The 18,880-nt window shown below is 61.2% G+C and carries 18 protein-coding genes and 1 pseudogene; 13 read left to right on the top strand and 6 right to left on the bottom strand.

All coding sequences use genetic code 11. The annotated features are described in order from the left end of the window. Positions 1–143: 143 nt before the first annotated feature. Positions 144–1,946 carry an acyl-CoA dehydrogenase gene (locus JFT63_RS19645; RefSeq protein ID WP_198844563.1) on the top strand — a complete coding sequence of 601 codons (1,803 nt, stop codon included), beginning with the start codon at positions 144–146 and terminating at the stop codon, positions 1,944–1,946. Here the strand turns inward: JFT63_RS19645 and JFT63_RS19640 are convergent. Continuing rightward, positions 1,943–2,233, bottom strand: coding sequence for a cell division protein ZapA (locus tag JFT63_RS19640; RefSeq protein ID WP_005784113.1), 291 nt, complete (start codon positions 2,231–2,233; stop codon positions 1,943–1,945). The two genes, JFT63_RS19645 and JFT63_RS19640, sit on opposite strands and share 4 nt — an antisense overlap. Beyond that, entirely contained in the window at positions 2,230–2,460 is a 231-nt protein-coding gene (locus JFT63_RS19635) for a hypothetical protein (protein WP_003187970.1), read from the bottom strand. Before JFT63_RS19635 ends, JFT63_RS19640 begins: the two co-directional genes overlap by 4 nt. A gap of 279 nt (positions 2,461–2,739) precedes the next feature. Here JFT63_RS19635 and JFT63_RS30135 point away from each other — a divergent pair. From JFT63_RS30135 to selO, 5 genes and pseudogenes are all read left to right on the top strand, one after another. Beyond that, positions 2,740–3,462, top strand: a pseudogene (locus JFT63_RS30135) (MCP four helix bundle domain-containing protein); the annotation flags it as partial. Positions 3,463–3,492: 30 nt separating this feature from the next. After that, the gene (locus JFT63_RS30130) at positions 3,493–4,365 is read left to right on the top strand and encodes a methyl-accepting chemotaxis protein (RefSeq protein ID WP_436976874.1); all 873 of its coding nucleotides are present in this window, start codon (positions 3,493–3,495) and stop codon (positions 4,363–4,365) included. A gap of 240 nt (positions 4,366–4,605) precedes the next feature. Beyond that, positions 4,606–6,348 carry a potassium/proton antiporter gene (locus JFT63_RS19625; RefSeq protein WP_057702530.1) on the top strand — a complete coding sequence of 581 codons (1,743 nt, stop codon included), beginning with the start codon at positions 4,606–4,608 and terminating at the stop codon, positions 6,346–6,348. A gap of 49 nt (positions 6,349–6,397) precedes the next feature. Beyond that, positions 6,398–9,781, top strand: coding sequence for a mechanosensitive channel MscK (mscK, locus tag JFT63_RS19620; RefSeq protein WP_198844561.1), 3,384 nt, complete (start codon positions 6,398–6,400; stop codon positions 9,779–9,781). Positions 9,782–9,829: 48 nt separating this feature from the next. Further along, positions 9,830–11,293, top strand: coding sequence for a protein adenylyltransferase SelO (gene selO / locus JFT63_RS19615; protein ID WP_198844560.1), 1,464 nt, complete (start codon positions 9,830–9,832; stop codon positions 11,291–11,293). A 4-nt stretch (positions 11,294–11,297) separates the two neighbouring features. On the opposite strand, the gene JFT63_RS19610 is transcribed toward selO, so the two are convergent. Together JFT63_RS19610 and JFT63_RS19605 are read right to left on the bottom strand one after the other, a co-directional pair. After that, positions 11,298–11,699, bottom strand: a complete 402-nt coding sequence (locus tag JFT63_RS19610; protein WP_057702527.1) for a helix-turn-helix domain-containing protein — start codon at positions 11,697–11,699, stop codon at positions 11,298–11,300. Continuing rightward, on the bottom strand, positions 11,696–11,992 hold the full coding sequence (locus tag JFT63_RS19605; protein WP_043047206.1) for a type II toxin-antitoxin system HigB family toxin: 297 nt from the start codon (positions 11,990–11,992) through the stop codon (positions 11,696–11,698). The genes JFT63_RS19610 and JFT63_RS19605 overlap by 4 nt, the downstream gene beginning before the upstream one ends. Positions 11,993–12,215: 223 nt before the next feature. On the opposite strand from JFT63_RS19605, the gene trxC reads away from it, so the two are divergent. After that, positions 12,216–12,650: a thioredoxin TrxC gene (gene trxC / locus JFT63_RS19600; protein WP_057702526.1), complete on the top strand. Its 435-nt coding sequence runs from the start codon at positions 12,216–12,218 to the stop codon at positions 12,648–12,650. 131 nt (positions 12,651–12,781) lie between these two features. On the opposite strand, the gene JFT63_RS19595 is transcribed toward trxC, so the two are convergent. Both JFT63_RS19595 and JFT63_RS19590 read right to left on the bottom strand, forming a co-directional pair. After that, positions 12,782–12,997: a DUF6124 family protein gene (locus JFT63_RS19595; protein ID WP_198844559.1), complete on the bottom strand. Its 216-nt coding sequence runs from the start codon at positions 12,995–12,997 to the stop codon at positions 12,782–12,784. A 473-nt stretch (positions 12,998–13,470) separates the two neighbouring features. Beyond that, entirely contained in the window at positions 13,471–14,241 is a 771-nt protein-coding gene (locus JFT63_RS19590) for a ParA family protein (protein WP_032878281.1), read from the bottom strand. Positions 14,242–14,555: 314 nt separating this feature from the next. On the opposite strand from JFT63_RS19590, the gene JFT63_RS19585 reads away from it, so the two are divergent. From JFT63_RS19585 to JFT63_RS19560, 6 genes are read left to right on the top strand one after another with little or no spacing between them, the layout of a single operon-like run. Then, a complete protein-coding gene (locus JFT63_RS19585; RefSeq protein WP_198844558.1) occupies positions 14,556–15,278 on the top strand; it encodes a beta-ketoacyl synthase chain length factor in 723 nt (240 codons plus the stop codon). Further along, complete coding sequence (locus tag JFT63_RS19580; protein ID WP_057702523.1) at positions 15,254–16,066, top strand: lysophospholipid acyltransferase family protein; 813 nt, start codon at positions 15,254–15,256, stop codon at positions 16,064–16,066. The genes JFT63_RS19585 and JFT63_RS19580 overlap by 25 nt, the downstream gene beginning before the upstream one ends. Continuing rightward, positions 16,044–16,313, top strand: coding sequence for a phosphopantetheine-binding protein (locus JFT63_RS19575; RefSeq protein WP_010563239.1), 270 nt, complete (start codon positions 16,044–16,046; stop codon positions 16,311–16,313). Before JFT63_RS19580 ends, JFT63_RS19575 begins: the two co-directional genes overlap by 23 nt. Positions 16,314–16,322: 9 nt before the next feature. Beyond that, positions 16,323–16,577 carry an acyl carrier protein gene (locus JFT63_RS19570; protein ID WP_003187949.1) on the top strand — a complete coding sequence of 85 codons (255 nt, stop codon included), beginning with the start codon at positions 16,323–16,325 and terminating at the stop codon, positions 16,575–16,577. Then, a complete protein-coding gene (locus JFT63_RS19565) occupies positions 16,574–17,119 on the top strand; it encodes a hypothetical protein (protein ID WP_198844557.1) in 546 nt (181 codons plus the stop codon). Before JFT63_RS19570 ends, JFT63_RS19565 begins: the two co-directional genes overlap by 4 nt. Beyond that, positions 17,116–18,786 (top strand): ApeI family dehydratase, encoded by a 1,671-nt coding sequence (locus JFT63_RS19560; protein ID WP_198844556.1) that lies wholly within the window; start codon positions 17,116–17,118, stop codon positions 18,784–18,786. The genes JFT63_RS19565 and JFT63_RS19560 overlap by 4 nt, the downstream gene beginning before the upstream one ends. Positions 18,787–18,880 lie beyond the last annotated feature (94 nt).

Genomic DNA, 18,880 nt, shown 5'->3' with positions numbered 1-18,880 from the left:
TCATCGCAGGCAAGCCAGCTCCCACACTGATCGCGCTCCACCTTGCGCCAGCGTTCTGCCCTTCCATCACCCAGATCAATCTTGCTATCCAGCCTCTATTCACGCGCTTAGACTCGGGCCAATTCCTTCAAAGGTAATCCGCCATGTCCGAGACGCTGCTCAGTTCCCGCAATCTGGCTTTCGAGCTGTACGAAGTCCTCGATGCCGAGGGCCTGACCCAGCGTGAGCGGTTTGCCGAGCACAACCGCGAAACTTTCGACGCTGCAATCAGCACGGCGCGCAGCATCGCCGAAAAGTACTTCGCCCCCCACAACCGCAAGAACGACGAAAACGAACCGCGTTATGAGAACGGCCAAGCAATCCTGATCCCGGAAGTCAAACCCGCCGTAGACGCCTTCCTGGAGGCCGGTTTCCTCAACGCAGCCCGCAGCTTCGAAGCAGGCGGCATGCAACTGCCGACCTTGCTGTCCCAAGCCTGCTTCGCCCACTTCCAATCTGCCAACGCCGCTTCAACCTCCTACCCGTTCCTGACCATGGGCGCTGCCAACCTGATCGAAAGCTTCGGTACCGAGGAGCAGAAGCAGCGCTTCCTGCAACCGATGATCGACGGGCGCTTCTTCGGCACCATGGCCCTGACCGAGCCCCATGCCGGTTCCTCCCTGTCGGACATTCGCACTCGCGCAGAACCAGCGGCTGACGGCACTTATCGGCTCAAGGGCAACAAGATCTTCATCTCCGGCGGCGACCACTCGCTGTCGGAAAACATCGTGCACATGGTGCTGGCCAAGTTGCCGGACGCTCCCGCAGGCGTGAAGGGTATTTCGCTGTTTATCGTGCCTAAATTCCTGGTCAACGAGGACGGCAGCCTGGGCGCTCGCAATGATGTGCTGCTGGCGGGGCTGTTCCACAAGATGGGCTGGCGCGGCACCACATCCACGGCACTTAACTTCGGTGATAACGGCAACTGTGTCGGCTATCTGGTGGGCAAACCGCACCAGGGCCTGAGCTGCATGTTCCAGATGATGAACGAGGCACGCATCGGCGTGGGCATGGGCGCGGTGATGCTCGGTTACGCCGGTTACCTCTACTCGCTGGACTATGCCCGTGAACGGCCCCAGGGGCGCCTGCCCGATAGCAAAGACCCGAGCACCGCACCGGTGGCGATCATTCAGCACGCCGACATCAAGCGCATGTTGCTGACCCAGAAAGCCTATGTAGAAGGCGCCTTTGACCTGGGCCTCTACGCAGCCCGACTGTTCGACGACACCACCACCCTGGCAACCGACACCGAGCGCAAGCAAGCCCACGAACTGCTCGACCTGCTCACCCCCATCGTCAAATCCTGGCCGTCGGAGTTCTGTCTCAAAGCCAACGAACTGGCGATCCAGATTCTCGGCGGCCACGGCTACACCCGCGAATACCCGGTGGAGCAGTACTACCGCGACAACCGCTTGAATCCGATCCACGAAGGCACCCACGGCATCCAGTCCCTGGACCTGCTCGGGCGCAAATTGGCGCAGAACGGGGGCGCCGGTTTGAAGCAACTGATTCGCCTGATCGCCGAAACCGGAGCCCGGGCGCAAAAGTACACCTCACTCACGGCACTGCGAGAGCCTCTGGAGCAACTGGTAAACCGGCTGCAAAGCGTCACGCTTGGCCTGCTGACCGATCTCGCCCAGGGCAAGGTCAACAGCAGCCTGGCGAACTCGGCACTGTACTTGAAAGTGTTCGGGCACACGGTGATTGGCTGGCGCTGGCTGGAACAGGCGATCCGCGCCGAAGAAGGGCTGGCCAAGGATGACGCGGCCGATGCGGCCTTCTACAAGGGCAAGCTCCAGGCTGCCCGGTACTTCCTGACCTGGGAAGTACCGAGCTGCCATCATGAACTGGCGATTCTGGAGGCACGCGACGATACGTGCCTGGGGATGCAGGATGGGTGGTTCTAAGGCTGGATCGCCTTGGAAATCACCTCGACCGTGGCGCTGACTTGCTCTTGGTAACGGTCGAGTTCCTGCTGGTGAGCCTGTTGCATTTCGATCTGCTCGGCGCACAGGTTCAGCGCGGCCAATACCAATAATTTGTCACCGATCAGGGTCGGGTACTTTTTCTTGGTAACCGCCAGGGACGCCTTGAGCATGGTCACGGCATGCATCAGGGTCTGATCTTCGCCGGCCGGTGCCTTGATCGAGTAATCCTCTCCGAGAATCGAAACGACCTTTATCCCCTCATTCATGCGCTGACAGGCCCTGCACTCACACGCTCAACCAGTGCCTGGATGCGTGCGGCGGTGGCGCCGTGCTTTTCTTCCTGTTCCATCAGGTTCAGTTGCAGGCTGTCGTTTTCGTCCTTGGCGCGAGCCAGTTCGGCCTTAAGGGATTCGTTGCTGCCCAGCAGCTCTTGATTCTGCTGTACCAGGTCGCTGACCAGTTGTTCCAATTGACTGAGAGATGCTTCTAACATTTTGATTTCCAGGGCTTTTAAAAAGGGCGGTGACGATAAAGAAAATTCACCTCGGATGCCAGGGTTATCCCCCGGCGTGCAGCCCGATTTATCGGGGCCGGGCCGCACTATCGAGCCTTAGTGACTGCAATTACCCGATCTGGTTCCTCCAAGCCCCCCAACCCTTCGTCTGATGCGACAAAAGCGCGCAGCCCCTTAAGACTTTAGTCGCAGGGCCGATAACGCAGGCACACCTCGTCTCATGGCCGCACGGATCGCGCTTCCCTCCAGGATTCCAGCATGTCTCTTCGTAATATGAATATCGCCCCGAGGGCCTTCCTCGGCTTCGCGTTTATTGGCGCCCTGATGTTGTTGCTCGGTGTGTTCGCCCTGAACCAGATGAGCAAGATTCGCGCAGCCACCGAAGACATCACCTCTGCCAGCGTGCCGAGCATTCGTGCCCTCGACGAATTCACCCAATTGACCCTGCGCCTGCGCGTGCTGTCGTACCGCTTGCTGACCAACCGCGAGCCGGATGTACAGCAAAAGACCCTGGAAGCCTTCGAATTGCGCAATCAGCAGATTCGCACGGCCCAGGGCGTTTACGAAAAACTGATCGCCAGTACGCAAGAACGCAACGCCTACGACGAATACGTGCGCCTGCTGGGCCAGTACCGCCAGATTGAAGAGCGCATGAAGAGCCTGTCGCGCGCCAATCAGATTGACGAGCTGCGCAGCCTGCTGAACAACGAGCTGCTGAATAACTCCGAGCAGGTCAACGTGGTCTTGACCCGCTTGCTGGATATCAATAACGACGACGCCAACGCCACCAACCAGCGCGCCAAAGACCAATACGACATGGCCTTCAACCTGGTGGTGGGCCTGTTGGTGGTTGCCACGGCGCTGACCGTGTTATTTGCCTGGCTGCTGACCCGCAGTATTACCCTGCCCATTGCCCGCGCCCTTGAAGCCGCCGAAGAAGTGGCTGAAGGCAACCTCACGCGCCCGATCACCGTGGACGGCAACGATGAAGCCGGGCGCCTGCTCGCCGCCATGGCCAAGATGCAGAACAAGCTGCGCGACACCCTGCAACGCATCGCCGGCTCTGCCACCCAGTTGGCGTCTGCCGCCGAAGAGCTGAACGCCGTCACCGACGAAAGCGCCCGTGGCCTGACCCAGCAAAACAACGAAATCGAACAAGCCGCCACCGCCGTCAACGAGATGACCAGCGCCGTTGAGGAAGTCGCGCGCAACGCCGTGAGCACTTCCGAAGCTTCGCGCAACGCCACTACCTCTGCCGGTGACGGCCGTGACCTGGTGCAGGAAACCGTCAGCGCCATCGAGCGCATGAGCGCTGATGTGCAGGCCACCGCCTCCCTGATTGGCGACCTGGCCAATGAATCGCGGGATATCGGCAAAGTGCTGGACGTGATCCGCGGCCTGGCCGACCAGACCAACCTGCTGGCCCTGAACGCAGCGATTGAAGCTGCGCGCGCCGGCGAAGCCGGACGTGGTTTCGCCGTGGTGGCCGATGAAGTACGGGCCCTGGCCCATCGCACCCAGCAGTCCACCAGCGAGATCGAACGCATGATCGGCAGTATCCAGACGGGTACCGAACATGCGGTGGATTCGATGCGCAACAGCACCGAGCGGGCCGAATCGACGCTGAATATCGCCAAAGGCGCGGGCATGTCGCTCGATACCATCAACACTGCGATTGTCGAGATCAACGAGCGCAACCTGGTGATCGCCAGCGCGGCAGAAGAACAGGCCCAGGTGGCGCGGGAAGTGGACCGCAACCTGGTGAATATCCGCGACCTGTCGGTGCAATCGGCCACCGGCGCCAGCCAGACCAGCGCAGCGAGCAACGAACTGTCGCGCCTGGCCGTGGACCTGAACGGGATGGTTGGCCGTTTCCGCCTCTGAAATAAGCCTTTGCTCACACCGCATACCTTGTGGAAGCTGGCTTGCCTGCGATAGCAATCTGTCATCTGACGCCCATGGCGCTTGGCACACCGCAATCGCAGGCAAGCCAGCTCCCACATTTGAGCGATGTGCAGCTACAAAAGCTTTTTGACAGCGCAGCAATTCAACAGGTTAGAATCGCTGGCACGCAGACTGCATGGTCAGTTTGCGCCCCGTCTTCCCTGCTCTGGAGTACTGCCTTTGAATGCGACGACCATCAACAGCCTGTTCTTGATCGGCGCGTTGCTGGTAAGTGCGAGCATTCTGGTGAGTTCCCTTTCGTCCCGCCTGGGCATCCCGATCCTGGTGATCATCCTGGCCGTGGGCATGACCGCCGGTGTCGATGGCGGCGGCATCATTTTCGATAACTACCCAACTGCCTACCTCGTGGGCAACCTCGCCCTGGCCGTGATCCTGCTTGACGGCGGTTTGCGCACACGGGTGGCGAGTTTCCGCGTGGCGCTGTGGCCGGCCTTGTCCCTGGCCACGGTGGGGGTGTTGATTACCACCGGCCTCACCGGCATGGCCGCGGCCTGGCTGTTCGACCTTAATATCATCCAGGGCCTGCTGATCGGCGCCATTGTTGGCTCAACAGACGCCGCGGCGGTGTTCTCGCTGCTGGGCGGCAAGGGCCTCAACGAACGGGTCAGCGCCAGCCTGGAAATCGAATCCGGCAGTAACGATCCGATGGCGGTGTTCCTTACCGTCACCCTGATCGACATGCTCGCCAGCGGCCAGACCGGCCTGCACTGGAGCCTGTTGACCCATCTGATTCGCGAGTTCGGCATCGGTGGCCTGCTGGGCCTGGGCGGCGGCTGGCTGATGTTGCAGTTGGTCAACCGTATCAACCTGGCCAACGGTCTGTACCCGATTCTGGTGATCGCCGGCGGCCTGTTCGTTTTCGCCCTGACCAACGCCCTGCACGGCAGCGGCTTCCTCGCCGTGTACCTGTGCGGCTTGGTCATCGGCAACCGCCCGGTGCGCAGCCGCCATGGCATCCTGCATATGCTCGACGGCATGGCCTGGCTGGCGCAGATCGGCATGTTCCTGGTGCTGGGCCTTTTGGTCACGCCCCATGACCTGCTGCCCATCGCCCTGCCCGCCCTGGGCCTGGCGCTGTGGATGATCCTGTTTGCGCGGCCTCTTTCGGTGATGGTTGGCCTGTTGCCGTTCAAGGCCTTCCACGGTCGCGAAAAAGCCTTTATCGCCTGGGTCGGCCTGCGCGGCGCGGTACCGATCATCCTCGCGGTGTTCCCGCTGATGGCCGGCCTGCCCCATGCCCAGCTGTACTTCAACCTGGCGTTCTTTATCGTGCTGGTTTCGCTGCTGGTGCAAGGCACCAGCCTGCCGTGGGTGGCCAAGTTGCTTAAAGTCACCGTACCGCCGGACCCGGCGCCGATTTCCCGGGCAGCGCTGGAAGTGCACGTCACCAGCGAGTGGGAGCTGTTCGTCTACCGCCTCGGTGCCGAGAAATGGTGCATCGGCGCGGCCCTGCGCGAGCTGAAAATGCCCGAAGGCACGCGCATCGCCGCGCTGTTTCGTGGCCAGCAACTGCTCCATCCGTCGGGTAGTACGGTGCTGGAAGTCGACGATTTGCTCTGTGTGATCGGCCATGAACACAACCTGCCGGCCCTGGGCAAACTGTTCAGCCAGGCACCGCAACGGGGCCTCGATTTGCGCTTCTTCGGCGACTTCGTACTGGAAGGGGACGCCCAGCTGGGCGCGGTTTCCGCCTTGTACGGGCTCAAGCTTGAGGGTATCGACCCGGACATGCCGCTGAGCCGTTTCATCACCCAGAAGGTTGGCGGCGCACCGGTGGTGGGCGACCAGGTGGAGTGGAACAACACCATCTGGACCGTCGCGGTCATGGACGGGAACAAGATTGGCAAAGTCGGCGTCAGATTCCCCGAAGGAAGTCGCCCGGGCCCCGGACTCTTCCTCTAAACTGCGGGGCTATTACGCCCCGATTCTTCACCTTGCAAGACCGGTCTCTATGCCAACCCTGCGCACTTTTATCGCCACTGCCCTGCTGGGCCTGACCCTTTGCGTCGGCAGCGTTCACGCTGCCGACCCGCCCAGCGCCGACGCCATCCAGCAAACCCTGGATAAACTGCCCGACCGCAAGCTGCCCGACGCTGACATGAAGGCGTTGCAGGGCATCCTGCAGCAGACCCTGACGTACCTGGCGAACCAGCAGGATTACGAGCAGCGCCTGGCCGATCTCAAGCGCCAGCTGGAAGAGGCACCGCGCCAAACCAATGAGAACCAGCGTGAGCTGGCTCGCCTCAAGGCCACCAAAATCATCCCCGTGGCCCAACGCTATGCCTCCCTGCCCGTGCCGCAGCTGGAGCAATTGCTGGTGCAACGCAGCACCCAGCAAGGCGACCTGCAAAAAGAGCTGGCCGACGCCAACAGCCTGACCATCGCCGCCCAGACCCGCCCGGAGCGCGCCCAGACCGAAATCAGCAGCAGCCAGACGCGCATCCAGCAGATCAACGCCACGCTCAAGCTCGGCAAAGACAACGGCAAAGCCCTCAGCGGCGACCAGCGCAACCAGTTGAACGCTGAACTGGCGGCCCTGAATGCGCTGATCCCCCTGCGCCGCCAGGAGTTGGCCGGCAACAGCCAGCTGCAAGACCTGGGCAACAGCCAGCACGACCTGATCCAGGAAAAAACCGCACGCCTGGAGCAGGAAATCCAGGACCTGCAAACCCTGATCAACCAGAAACGCCTGGCCCAGTCCCAGCAAACGGTGACCCAACAGTCCATCGAAGCCCAGAAAGCCGGGGGCAGTAGCATCCTGGCCAAGGAAAGCGCAGACAACCTCAAGCTCTCCGACTACCTGCTCAAGAGCACTGACCGCCTCAATGACCTGACCCAGAAAAACCTGCAGACCAAGCAGCAACTGGACACGGTCAACCAGAGCGATTCGGCCCTGGACGAGCAGATCAACGTGCTCAAGGGCAGCCTGCTGCTTTCCAAGATTCTGTATAAGCAAAAACAGGCCCTGCCGCGCCTGACCGTCGACCGCGACCTGGCTGACGATATCGCCAACATTCGCCTGTATCAGTTCGAGGTCAACCAACAGCGTGAGCTGATCAGCTCCCCCAGCGCCTATGTGGATAACCTGCTGGCCAACCAGCCACCGGATGAAGTCACGCCGCAACTGCGTCGCACCTTGCTGGAACTGGCGATCACCCGCAGCGACCTGCTGGAGCGCCTGAGCCGCGAGCTGAGCGCGCTGCTGAACGAATCCATCACCCTGCAACTGAACCAGAAACAACTGCTCAGCACCGCCACCACCCTGCGCGCCACGCTGGATGAGCAGATGTTCTGGATCCCGAGCAACAAGCCGCTGGACACCGAATGGCTGGAAACCGTGCCGGCGCACCTGAGCAAGCAAGTCGCCACCCTGCCCTGGGCATCCAGTGTCAGCGAATTGTATGACGGCCTGACCCAGCGCCCATTGCTGTTCCTGCCGCTGCTGCTGTTGATCGGCGCGCTGTTGTGGCGGCGCAAGGCCTTGTACCAGCGCCTCAACAAGGTCCACCTGGACATCGGTCACTTCAAGCGCGACAGCCAGTGGCATACGCCGCAGGCGATCCTGATCAATATCTTGCTGGCAATGCCGGTGTCTCTGGGCCTGGCGCTGTGCGGCTATGCGTTGCAGATCGACGCCCGCGGGCAAAACGCCAACCTGGGCTCGGCCCTGCTGCAGATCGCCCAGGCGTGGCTGGTGTTCTATACCGCCTACCGCATCCTGGCGCCGGGCGGCGTGGCCGAACTGCACTTTCGTTGGGAGAAACCCCAGGTCCAGTTCCTCCAGGGCTGGGTACGCAAGCTCGGGCTGGTGGTACTGGCCCTGGTGGCGGTGGTGGCGATTGCCGAACACCAACCGGCGGCACTGGCCGAAGACGTGCTGGGCATCGCCGTGGTGCTCACCTGCTATGGCTTGATGGCGTGGCTGCTGGGTCGCCTGCTGCTCAACAGCCCTACACATGAAAAGGCCTCGCTGTTTCGCAAGGCCATCGGGGTGGTGTTCACCGCCCTGCCCATCGCCCTGTTTATTGCCGTGTGCTTTGGCTATTACTACACCGCGCTGAAACTCAGCGACCGGCTGATCAACACCCTGTACCTGCTGATGTTCTGGCTGGTGATCGAAGCCACCTTCGTGCGCGGTCTAGGCGTGGCCGCCCGGCGCCTGGCCTATGCCCGCGCCCTGGCCAAACGTCAGGCGGCCAAGGAAGCCGGGGATGGCGAAACGGTGATCGAGGAGCCGACCCTGGACATCGAACAGGTCAACGAACAGTCCATGCGCCTGATCCGCCTGGCGTTGCTCGGCGGCTTTATCGCGGCGCTGTACTGGGTGTGGTCGGACCTGATCTCGGTGTTTTCGTACCTGGATAACGTCACCCTGTACGAATACACCAGCGGTACGGGTACCAATATCAGCATGGTGCCCATCAGTATCGGCGACCTGCTCGGCGCGTCGATCATCATCGGCATCACCTTCGCCCTGGCGCGCAACCTGCCCGGTCTGCTGGAAGTGCTGGTGCTGTCCAAGCTGGACCTGGCCCAGGGCAGCGCCTATGCCACCACCACCTTGCTGTCCTACATCATTGCCGGCGTAGGGTTTGTCACCACCCTGTCCACCCTCGGCGTGAGCTGGGACAAGCTGCAATGGCTGGTTGCGGCGCTGTCGGTGGGCCTGGGCTTCGGTATGCAGGAGATCTTCGCCAACTTCATCTCCGGCATCATGATCCTGTTCGAACGCCCGGTGCGCATTGGCGACACCATCACCATCGGCAACCTATCGGGCACAGTAAGCAAGATCCGCATTCGCGCCACCACCATCACCGACTTCGACAACAAGGACATCATTGTCCCGAATAAGACTTTCATTACCGGGCAACTGATCAACTGGTCGCTGACCGACACCATCACCCGCGTCACCTTGAAACTCGGGGTGGACTACGGCTCCGATCTGGACTTAGTGAAGGAATTATTACTGAAAGCCGCACGGGAAAACCCGCGGGTACTGAAAGAACCCGAACCCCACGTGTACTTCCTCAACTTCGGCGAAAGCACCCTGGACCACGAGTTGCGCATGCACGTACGCGACCTGGGCGACCGCAACCCGGTGCTCGACGAGGTCAACCGCTTTATCAACCGTGAGTTCAAGAAACAGCACATCAACATCTCGTTCAGGCAGATGGAGATCTACCTGAAAAACCTCCACGGCCAGGAATACAAACTGGTGCCGGCCGAGGATGAGCGCAAGACCATCGTCGAGCCCGTCGACAAGCCCGACGCACCAGCGCCACCCGCCGGCAAAGTGGTGGATGCGCCGGAGCCGCCACCCAGCAAACTCGACTAAACGCCCTATCCCCAGCAGAATGCTCGGACATTCTGCTGGAGATGGCCGGTGAAAGCCCTCGACGAACTGACCTTCGACAACCGCTTCGCACGCCTGGGCGATGCGTTCTCAACCCACGTTCTGCCCGAGCCCCTCGACGAGCCGCGCCTGGTCGTGGCAAGCAAGGCCGCCATGGCGCTGCTCGACCTCGACCCGGCCGTGGCTGAAACGCCCGTGTTTGCCGAACTGTTTGGCGGCCACAAACTGTGGGCCGAAGCCGAACCACGGGCGATGGTGTATTCCGGGCATCAGTTTGGCGGCTACACCCCGCAATTGGGCGATGGCCGCGGGTTGTTGCTGGGCGAGGTCTACAACGAGGCCGGCGAACATTGGGATTTGCACCTCAAGGGCGCCGGGATGACGCCTTACTCGCGCATGGGCGACGGGCGTGCGGTGTTGCGCTCTTCGATCCGCGAATTCCTCGCCTCCGAAGCCCTGCATGCCCTGGGCATCCCCACCAGCCGTGCCCTGTGCGTGATCGGCTCCAGCACGCCGGTATGGCGGGAGAAACAGGAACGCGGCGCCATGGTTTTGCGCCTGGCCCACAGCCACATCCGCTTCGGGCACTTCGAATATTTCTACTACACCAAAAAGCCCGAGCAGCAGGCCGAGCTGGCCGAGCACGTGCTGAACCTGCACTACCCCGAGTGCCGCGAGCAGCCCGAACCTTACCTGGCGATGTTCCGCGAAATCGTCGAGCGCAACGCCGAAATGATCGCCAAATGGCAGGCTTATGGTTTTTGCCACGGCGTGATGAACACCGACAACATGTCGATCCTGGGCATTACCTTCGACTTCGGGCCCTTCGCGTTTCTGGATGATTTTGACGCGCACTTCATCTGCAACCATTCCGATCATGAGGGGCGTTATTCCTTCAGCAATCAGGTGCCGATCGGGCAGTGGAACCTGAGCGCCTTGGCCCAGGCGCTAACGCCGTTTATCAGCATTGACGCACTGAAAGAAGCCCTCGGCCTGTACCTGCCGCTGTACCAGGCCCACTACCTGGACCTGATGCGCCGCCGCCTGGGCCTGACCGCCGCCGAAGAAGACGACCAGACCCTGGTGGAGGGTTTGCTCAAGCTGATGCAGAACAGCGGCGTGGACTACACGCTGTTCTTCCGTCGACTGGGCGATGAGTCCGCGGAGCTTGCAGTGAAGCGGTTGCGCGATGACTTCGTCGACCTGGCCGGGTTTGATGCCTGGGCCGAGCGCTACAAGGCCCGCGTTGCGCGGGACGGGGATTACACCCAGGGACAGCGCCGCGAGCGCATGCATGCGGTGAACCCGCTCTACATCCTGCGCAACTACCTGGCACAAAACGCTATTGCCGCCGCCGAGTCCGGGGACTACAGCGAAGTGCGGCGGCTGCATGAGGTGCTTTGCAAACCGTTTGAGGAACAAGCGGGAATGGAGCAGTACGCGCAGCGGCCGCCGGATTGGGGCAAGCATCTGGAGATCAGTTGTTCGTCTTGACCTCTTAGATAAAGGTCTCCACCGACACCCCGAAACGCTCGGCCAGCCAACGAATCTGGCGCACGTTGAGCTGGCGTTTTCCGCTCAATATCTCCGAGACAACTGATTGCGCCCCAACGCCCGGAAGGTCACTCTGGGTGAGGTTGTGCTCGCGCATCATGTAGCGCAGCACATCGACCCCGCTGGCGACGGGCATTGGGCGATGCTCACGATCATAAGCTTCAATCCAGTCGCTCAAAATATCGACCAGGCTCATCAGCGGGCTGTCCTCGTCTTCACCCACCAGACTCAGTAGCTCATCCAAACCGCATACCAGCGCGTCGTAGTCTGCCTCGTTTTCCGGCTTGCGCAGCACAGGCGAAACGAACTGCCAGTGCTCTGCTGCAACGTGTATAAGTGCGCTCATCTGATTTTTTCCTTCCATTTGTCCTTCTCATAATCGCGATGGTCAAGCAGGTGCTTGATGTAAACGCGCTGCATTCGATACTGCACCGACGCAATCAACCTCAGCTTGTTACCGCCAATATCAAACACATGAAATTCACCCACCTTGTCCGTGGCGGGAAACATGGCTTTCATCGCAGCGAAGTCCTTGGGGGCGTTGCGCTTGATCACGCGATACCACTGATCCAAAGCCGTTGCCGAGCGCGGCCATTTTCCCTTTGCTTCCCAGATCCTGCTTTCACTGATGACTCGCATGCAACGTCCTTATCGCATCTTGCTATGAAGGTTAAACCTGAATTCGAACTATCGCAATTTGCTATAGCCGCAAACAGACCGGTGGCGCACAACGAAAGCCTAGTCACACGATTTATCCCGGCGCGGGCGAAACTGTGAGCGAATAAGTCCCCTGCACCCAGCCTTGATAAATCCCAGTTCCGGCACCAAATACACCTATTGGCCAGACCCCAAGGAGCCTCCGATGTCCGAACCTCTTGTCATCCCCTGCCCACATTGCAACGGCCTCAACCGCATCCCCAGCGAACGCCTGGGTGACGCGCCCAAGTGCGGGCGTTGCAAGCAGCCGGTGTTGCTGAACAAACCCTTTGATTTGAAACAGGGCGACTATGCCAGCCAGATCAAGGGCGACCTGCCGCTTTTGGTCGATGTGTGGGCCGACTGGTGTGGGCCGTGCAAGTCGTTTGCGCCGGTATTCGAACAAGCAGCCGGGCAGTTGGAAGGCAAGTGCCGGCTGGCGAAGCTGGACAGCGAGGCTAACCAGCAACTGTCAGCCCAGCTGGGGATTCGCTCGATTCCCAGTTTGATTCTGTTCAAGAACGGCCGCGAAGTGGCGCGCCAGAGCGGGGCATTCCCGTTGCCGCAATTGATGAGTTGGTTGCGTAGCCAGGGGGTGTAAACATTCCCCTTCCATCAACTCGGTCAATGTGGGAGCTGGCTTGCCTGCGATGCAGGCGACTCGGTCTGCCTGGTACACCGAGGTGATGCCATCGCAGGCAAGCCAGCTCCCACATTGAATGCATTTCAGCTTCAGGTCAGCGGGGCTTCGCGGTCCATCATCTGGCTGACCAGCATGACGCCCAGTTCGCTTAACTGGTGGATGGCCAGCGCTACGTCGCGGTGTTCGCCGGTGAGGTCGTTGGACAGGTTGAGCAGCAAGGTGCGCACCGAGGAGAAGGTTTCGTAGCTGTTGAGCACGAGGGTTTCGGTGGGGAGGTTGGGTAACACGGTATAGAGGTTAGTCATGGATCGTCTCCGGGTTGGGGAGCCGCAACCAGCCGCTACTAAACGGAGGGTGGCAGCTGTACGCAGGTTAGTAGACCGGGGAGACGCAACCGGCGCGCTCGAAAGCGCCCTCCGTACAGCCACCATCGAATCCAGGAAGATCCTGATCGACGATTTGCCGTACGTCTCACCACGGGCTACTAAACCCGATCACTGAACATTCAGCGACCGGCAAACCTTAGAGACGCCCATCCAGACGCACAAGCCGGCGGATTCTGGCGTAGCTGTAGGCAAGGTTACAAGGCACAAGCCCAATTGCCAGACCCGTCCTACAGACCCTGTGGGACAAATCCAACTCACCTGCCGGCATGCAATCCAAACTGTGGGAGCTGGCTTGCCTGCGATAACGGTGTTCCAAGCGACACATTGACTCAATGTGCCGCCCTCATCGCGGGCAAGCCCGGCTCCCACAGTGTTCGGTGTTGCCTGTGGGGTCAGGCGTTCTCAAGTAAGTTATGCAACTCCACAAACTGCTGAGTCAGCTTGTGCCGTGGGTCCAGATGAATCAGCGGCTTGCTCTCCTGGTGCGACTCGCGCATTCGCACCGAGCTGGCCAGGTACACGGGCAGCACCGGCAGCCCTTCGGCAATCAGTTCATCCAGAATCTGCTGCGGCAGGCTGGCCCGGGCCTGAAACTGGTTAACCACGATACCTTCCACTTCCAGGCCCTCATTATGGTCTTCCTTCAGTTCTTCGATTTCCGCCAGCAGGCCATACAGGGCCTGGCGCGAAAAGCTGTCGCAATCGAAGGGGATCAGCACACGATCAGCCGCAATCAGCGCAGAAACCGCATAGAAGTTCAACGCGGGTGGGGTGTCGAGGTAAATCCGGTCGTAATCCTCGCTCAACTCATCCAGCAGCTTTCGCAGCTTGTTGATCTTGTGCTTGGCTTCGAGCTTGGGCTGCAGGTCTGCCAGCTCGGCGGTGGCGGTGATGACGTGCAGGTTGTCGAACGGCGTTTCGTAGATATCAACCTTGTTCTTCTTCGAAAACGGCCCGGAAGACAATGTTTGCTTGAAAAAATCCGCGATCCCCATGGGGATGTCTTCGCCCGTCAGCCCAGTCAGGTACTGGGTTGAGTTGGCTTGTGCATCGAGGTCCACCAACAGGGTTCGGTAACCTTCGCTGGCGCTGACCGCCGCCAGGTTGCAGGCGATGCTGGACTTGCCCACGCCGCCTTTTTGATTGAACACCACGCGCCGCATGGAAAAACCTCCGTGTATCAATGAATGACCGAGTGTAGAGCGCAAAAGCGCCAGTTAGCTACCTCGTTCATCCGGGCGCCGCATCTGGCTAACAAACAAATAGGAGTGTGCCTATTCCACGGTCGGCCAGCGATGACTAACAATCTGTAAGTTCTTCCAACTTATTTGTGATCAATAGTGAACAAATTTTCACCAGTATTTGCTAGAACCCTGCGGCACCGGGATAATGCGCGCCATTCGGCCATTGCTCTCTGTCCCGGAATCCGGGGCCATTGGCCGCACATGGAAGCCCGCAGGGGCGGGATAACTTCTCAGTGATCAACTTCAACATCGCCCAATGGCGCGCCTGGGCTCCTGGCCTTGAGAGTGCGGACCACTGGCACGCCTGGTGCCGGGCCCCGGTGTTGCTGCCCGCCAGCGAAGCCTGCCCCGACGTGTCATTTTTGCCAGCGATGCAGCGCCGCCGCTTGAGCCGGCTGGCGCGCATGGCGTTCAGCGTCGGCTGGCCGCTGGCCGAGGGCCTTGCAGAGCTGCCACTGGTGTTTATTTCCCGCCACGGTGAAACCCCGCGCACCCTGAATATCCTCAGCGACCTGGCCAACGAGCAGCCGCTGTCGCCGACCCAGTTCAGCCTGTCGGTGCACAACGCGGTGATCGGCCTGTGGTCGATCCTGCGCAATGAAACCAGCGAGATGACCGCCCTCGCCGCCGTGGGCGATGGCCTGGAGCACGGCCTGCTCGAAGCCGCCGCACTGCTTAACGAAGGCGCCCCGGCGGTGCTGCTGGTGATCACCGAAGAACAGCCGCCCGAAGCCTACGCCGGCTGGATCCACGACGTACCGTTCCCCTATGCCCTGGGCCTGTTGCTCACACCGGGCGACGAGTGGCAGCTGGAACTCACCACCGGCACTGTCCAACCCACCACCATCACCCAGTGGCCCCACGCCCTGAACCTGCTGCGCACCCTGCTGACCGAACAGGGCGCCTGCCAACATGCCTGGAAGAACCGAGTATGGAACTGGCAACGCAAGCCCTGACCGACAAGCCTCGGGACGCCTATTACTGGCGCCTGTTCGCTACCGCCGCGAGCTTTTTCCTGTTCGGCGTGGGCGGCCTGTGCCTGCGTTTGCTGGTGTTTCCGCTGCTCAGTTGCCTGCCGGGCGACGCTATCGAGCACCAGCGGCGCGCACGCCATACCATCAGTTGCCTGTTCTGGTTCTTTATCCGCTTGATGAAATCCCTGGGCATCCTCACGTTCAGTGTCGAGGGCGCCGAAAAACTCGGGCGTCCTGGGCAGATGATCGTTGCCAACCACCCGTCGCTGATCGATGTGGTGTTCCTGATCGGCCTGATGCGCCAGACCAACTGCGTGGTCAAGCAGAGCCTGTTCCAGAACCCCTTCACCCGCGGGCCGGTGCGTGACGCCGGCTATATCAGCAACGACGGCAGCGCCGACATGCTTGATGCGGCGGCCGATGCCCTGCGCGCCGGCCAAACCCTGATCATCTTTCCCGAAGGCACCCGCACCACGCCAGGCGCGGCGCCCGCCTTTCATCGCGGCGGCGCGGCCATTGCCCTGCGGGGTGCGACAATCATCACCCCGGTGGTGATCAAGGTCAGCCCCACCACCCTGACCAAAGCCGAACCCTGGTATCGCATCCCCAAGCGTCGATTCCACTTCAGTTTGCGTGTGGGCGCCGATATAGAGCCACAGGCGTTCGCCGCGCTCGGCGCCGCGCCCCAGGCTTCACGCAAGCTCAACGATTACCTGCACCACTATTTCATTAAGGAGCTCGCCGAAGATGAGCGACCAACACCGCCTTGAGCACGACATAAAGACGCTGATCATCGAGGCCCTGGGCCTGGAAGACATCAGCGCCGACGACATTGGCAGCGACCAGACCCTGTTTGGCGAAGGCCTGGGCCTGGACTCGGTCGACGCCCTGGAATTGGGTCTGGCGATTCAGAAGAAGTACGGCATCAAAATCGATGCCGACGCCAAGGACACCCGCAATCACTTCACCAACGTGGCCAGCCTTGCGGCGTTCGTCACGGCCCGACAGGCAGCTTGAGACCGTACCATGCAAACTCGTGACGATATTTTCAACACCCTGCGCGACGCCTTGGTGGAACTGTTTGAACTGCCCCCGGAACGCGTCACCCTGGACGCCAACCTGTATCAAGACCTGGAAATCGACAGCATCGACGCCGTGGACCTGATCGACCACATCAAGCGCCAGACCGGCAAGAAGATCGCCGCCGAAGAATTCAAGGCGGTGCGTACCGTCAACGACGTGGTTGAGGCGGTGTACCGTCTGGTCCAGCCCGCCGCATGAGCCGGCTGATCGGCCTTGGCCTGTTGTTGGCGGGGCTGCTGTACCCCTTTGCGGTGTATTACGGCACCGAGCATTTTGCCCCTTGGCAATTCGGTCTGCTGCTGGGCAGCCTGTGGCTGTTGCGCGCTCTGACCGCTGCGCGGCGCCCGGGCAGCCGCTGGATGGCGGTGACGGTCATCGTGTTCTGCGTGCTGCTGGCCTGGTTCGATAACCCGCAGTGGCTGCGTTGGTACCCCAGCCTGGTCAGCGCGTTCATGCTGGCGCTGTTCGGCCTGAGCCTGCATTACGGCCCGCCGATGGTCGAGCGCCTGGCACGCATGACCGACCCGCACCTGCCGCCCCACGCGGTGGTGTATACACGCCGGGTCACCGTGGTGTGGAGCGTGTTTTTTCTGTGTAATGGCCTGCTTGCCGCCGCGCTCACCCTGTGGGCACCGCTGAGCTGGTGGACGTTGTACAACGGCCTGATCGCCTACGGGCTGATGGGGCTGTTGTTTGCCGTGGAATGGCTGGTACGACAAAGGGTTCGAGGCCGCGTATGAATGGGTTGAAACTTGAGCACTTGCTGCTTGAGCCGCTGCAAAATCGTTGGGTAGCCACTGAGCCCGAGATGAACCACGCGCAACTGTGGGAGCAGTCGCTGAGCCTGGCGGCGGGCCTGCAAGCCCGGGGTATCCGGCGCCTGGCCGTGCACCTGGAAGACGCCGGGCTGCTGGCGATTGCGCTGCTGGGCGCCTGGCGCGCAGGCGCGAGCGTGCTGCTGCCCGCCGACCTGCAACCCCAGACGCGCCAACGCTGGGCCGACGCCGTGGATGCCTGGCTGGTCGAAGCCAGCGACCTGGACGCGCTGTATCAAACGCCCTTGAGCGCCGCCGCCCTCAACCTGGACACTTGCCAACTGAGCCTGTGCACCTCCGGCTCCAGCGGCGAGCCCAAGCGCATCGACAAGTCCCTGCGCCAGCTGGCCAATGAAGTCGAGGCGCTGGAGGCCCTGTGGGGCAAAGACCTCAAGGATGCCTGCATCATCGGCAGTGTCGCCACCCAGCATATCTACGGCTTGCTGTTTCGCGTGCTGTGGCCGCTGTGCGCAGGTCGCACCTTTGTGCGCAAACAACTGGCGTTCCCCGAAGACATGCAGCGCGCCAGCCGCGAACATCCACAATTTGCCTGGGTGGCCAGCCCGGCGTTGCTCAAGCGCATGGGCGACAACCTCGACTGGCCGGCACTGAGCCAGGTTGCGCGAGTGTTTTCCTCCGGCGGTGCATTGCCGATTGAAGCTGCCGGCAGCCTCTACGACCGTTTGCAACAATGGCCGACGGAAATCCTCGGCAGCTCGGAAACCGGTGGCATCGCCTGGCGCCAGGGCGCGCAACCCTGGCAGCCGTTTGCCGACGTGCAACTGAGCCAGGATGCCGACGGCGCTCTGCGTATCGCCTCAAAATACCTGCCTGAAGGGCACATCGAACAGACTGCCGACGCTGCACGCATCCATGCCGATGGCCGTTTTGAGTTGCTGGGCCGCCTGGACCGTATCGTCAAGCTGGAAGAGAAACGCATCTCCCTGCCGATGCTCGAACAGGCGTTGATGACCCACCCGTGGGTCGCCGAAACCCGCTTGGGCGTGGTGCAGGAAAACCGCGCCTCCCTCGGCGCGCTGGTGGTGCTCAGCAGCGATGGTTTGCATGCCCTGCGCAACCAGGGCCGACGCACGCTCACCCAAACCCTGCGCCAGCACCTGAGCCAACATTGCGAAGCCCTGGCCTTGCCACGCCGCTGGCGCTTGTTGCGCCAACTGCCGCTGAACAGCCAGGGCAAGCTGCCCCAGGCCGATATCGAAGCTCTGCTACTGGCGCCTCGCCCCAAGAGCCCGGAAGTGTTGGCGCAAGTCGAAACAGAGGGTGAATGGACCTTGCAACTGAGCGTTCCGCCGGACCTGGCCTATTTCAGCGGGCACTTCCCGGTCACGCCGGTATTGCCCGGCGTGGTGCAAGTGGAATGGGCCTTCAACCTGGGCCAGCAACTGCTCGACTTGCCGAGCACCTTCGCCGGTATGGAAGTGCTCAAGTTCCAGCAATTGGTACGCCCGGGCGATCACATCGAACTGCACCTGCGCTTTGATCGGGAGCGTAGCAAGCTGTACTTCGCCTATCGCAATGGGGTTGCGGCGTGTTCAAGCGGGCGGATAGTGCTGGAGGCCGCGCATGCATAAGCCGGGTGAGCACTTCATGCCCAATCGCGGGCAAGCCCGCTCCCACACTGGATCAGTGTCGGCCAACAATCTTGTGTGCACAGCAAATCCAATG

The organism is Pseudomonas sp. MF7453, from assembly GCF_016405455.1.
Taxonomy (GTDB): Bacteria; Pseudomonadota; Gammaproteobacteria; order Pseudomonadales; family Pseudomonadaceae; genus Aquipseudomonas; species Aquipseudomonas paralactis.
This window is presented reverse-complemented; position numbering and strand designations above follow the sequence as displayed.

What these genes read in the sequence shown, in the direction of transcription:
- JFT63_RS19645 (WP_198844563.1), top strand. Translation starts at nt 144, where the DNA reads ATGTCCGAGACGCTGCTCAGTTCCCGCAATCTGGCTTTCGAGCTGTAC.
- JFT63_RS19640 (WP_005784113.1), bottom strand. Translation starts at nt 2,233, where the DNA reads ATGAATGAGGGGATAAAGGTCGTTTCGATTCTCGGAGAGGATTACTCG.
- JFT63_RS19635 (WP_003187970.1), bottom strand. Translation starts at nt 2,460, where the DNA reads ATGTTAGAAGCATCTCTCAGTCAATTGGAACAACTGGTCAGCGACCTG.
- JFT63_RS30130 (WP_436976874.1), top strand. Translation starts at nt 3,493, where the DNA reads ATGGCCAAGATGCAGAACAAGCTGCGCGACACCCTGCAACGCATCGCC.
- mscK (WP_198844561.1), top strand. Translation starts at nt 6,398, where the DNA reads ATGCCAACCCTGCGCACTTTTATCGCCACTGCCCTGCTGGGCCTGACC.
- JFT63_RS19610 (WP_057702527.1), bottom strand. Translation starts at nt 11,699, where the DNA reads ATGAGCGCACTTATACACGTTGCAGCAGAGCACTGGCAGTTCGTTTCG.
- JFT63_RS19605 (WP_043047206.1), bottom strand. Translation starts at nt 11,992, where the DNA reads ATGCGAGTCATCAGTGAAAGCAGGATCTGGGAAGCAAAGGGAAAATGG.
- trxC (WP_057702526.1), top strand. Translation starts at nt 12,216, where the DNA reads ATGTCCGAACCTCTTGTCATCCCCTGCCCACATTGCAACGGCCTCAAC.
- JFT63_RS19595 (WP_198844559.1), bottom strand. Translation starts at nt 12,997, where the DNA reads ATGACTAACCTCTATACCGTGTTACCCAACCTCCCCACCGAAACCCTC.
- JFT63_RS19590 (WP_032878281.1), bottom strand. Translation starts at nt 14,241, where the DNA reads ATGCGGCGCGTGGTGTTCAATCAAAAAGGCGGCGTGGGCAAGTCCAGC.
- JFT63_RS19580 (WP_057702523.1), top strand. Translation starts at nt 15,254, where the DNA reads ATGGAACTGGCAACGCAAGCCCTGACCGACAAGCCTCGGGACGCCTAT.
- JFT63_RS19575 (WP_010563239.1), top strand. Translation starts at nt 16,044, where the DNA reads ATGAGCGACCAACACCGCCTTGAGCACGACATAAAGACGCTGATCATC.
- JFT63_RS19570 (WP_003187949.1), top strand. Translation starts at nt 16,323, where the DNA reads ATGCAAACTCGTGACGATATTTTCAACACCCTGCGCGACGCCTTGGTG.
- JFT63_RS19565 (WP_198844557.1), top strand. Translation starts at nt 16,574, where the DNA reads ATGAGCCGGCTGATCGGCCTTGGCCTGTTGTTGGCGGGGCTGCTGTAC.
- JFT63_RS19560 (WP_198844556.1), top strand. Translation starts at nt 17,116, where the DNA reads ATGAATGGGTTGAAACTTGAGCACTTGCTGCTTGAGCCGCTGCAAAAT.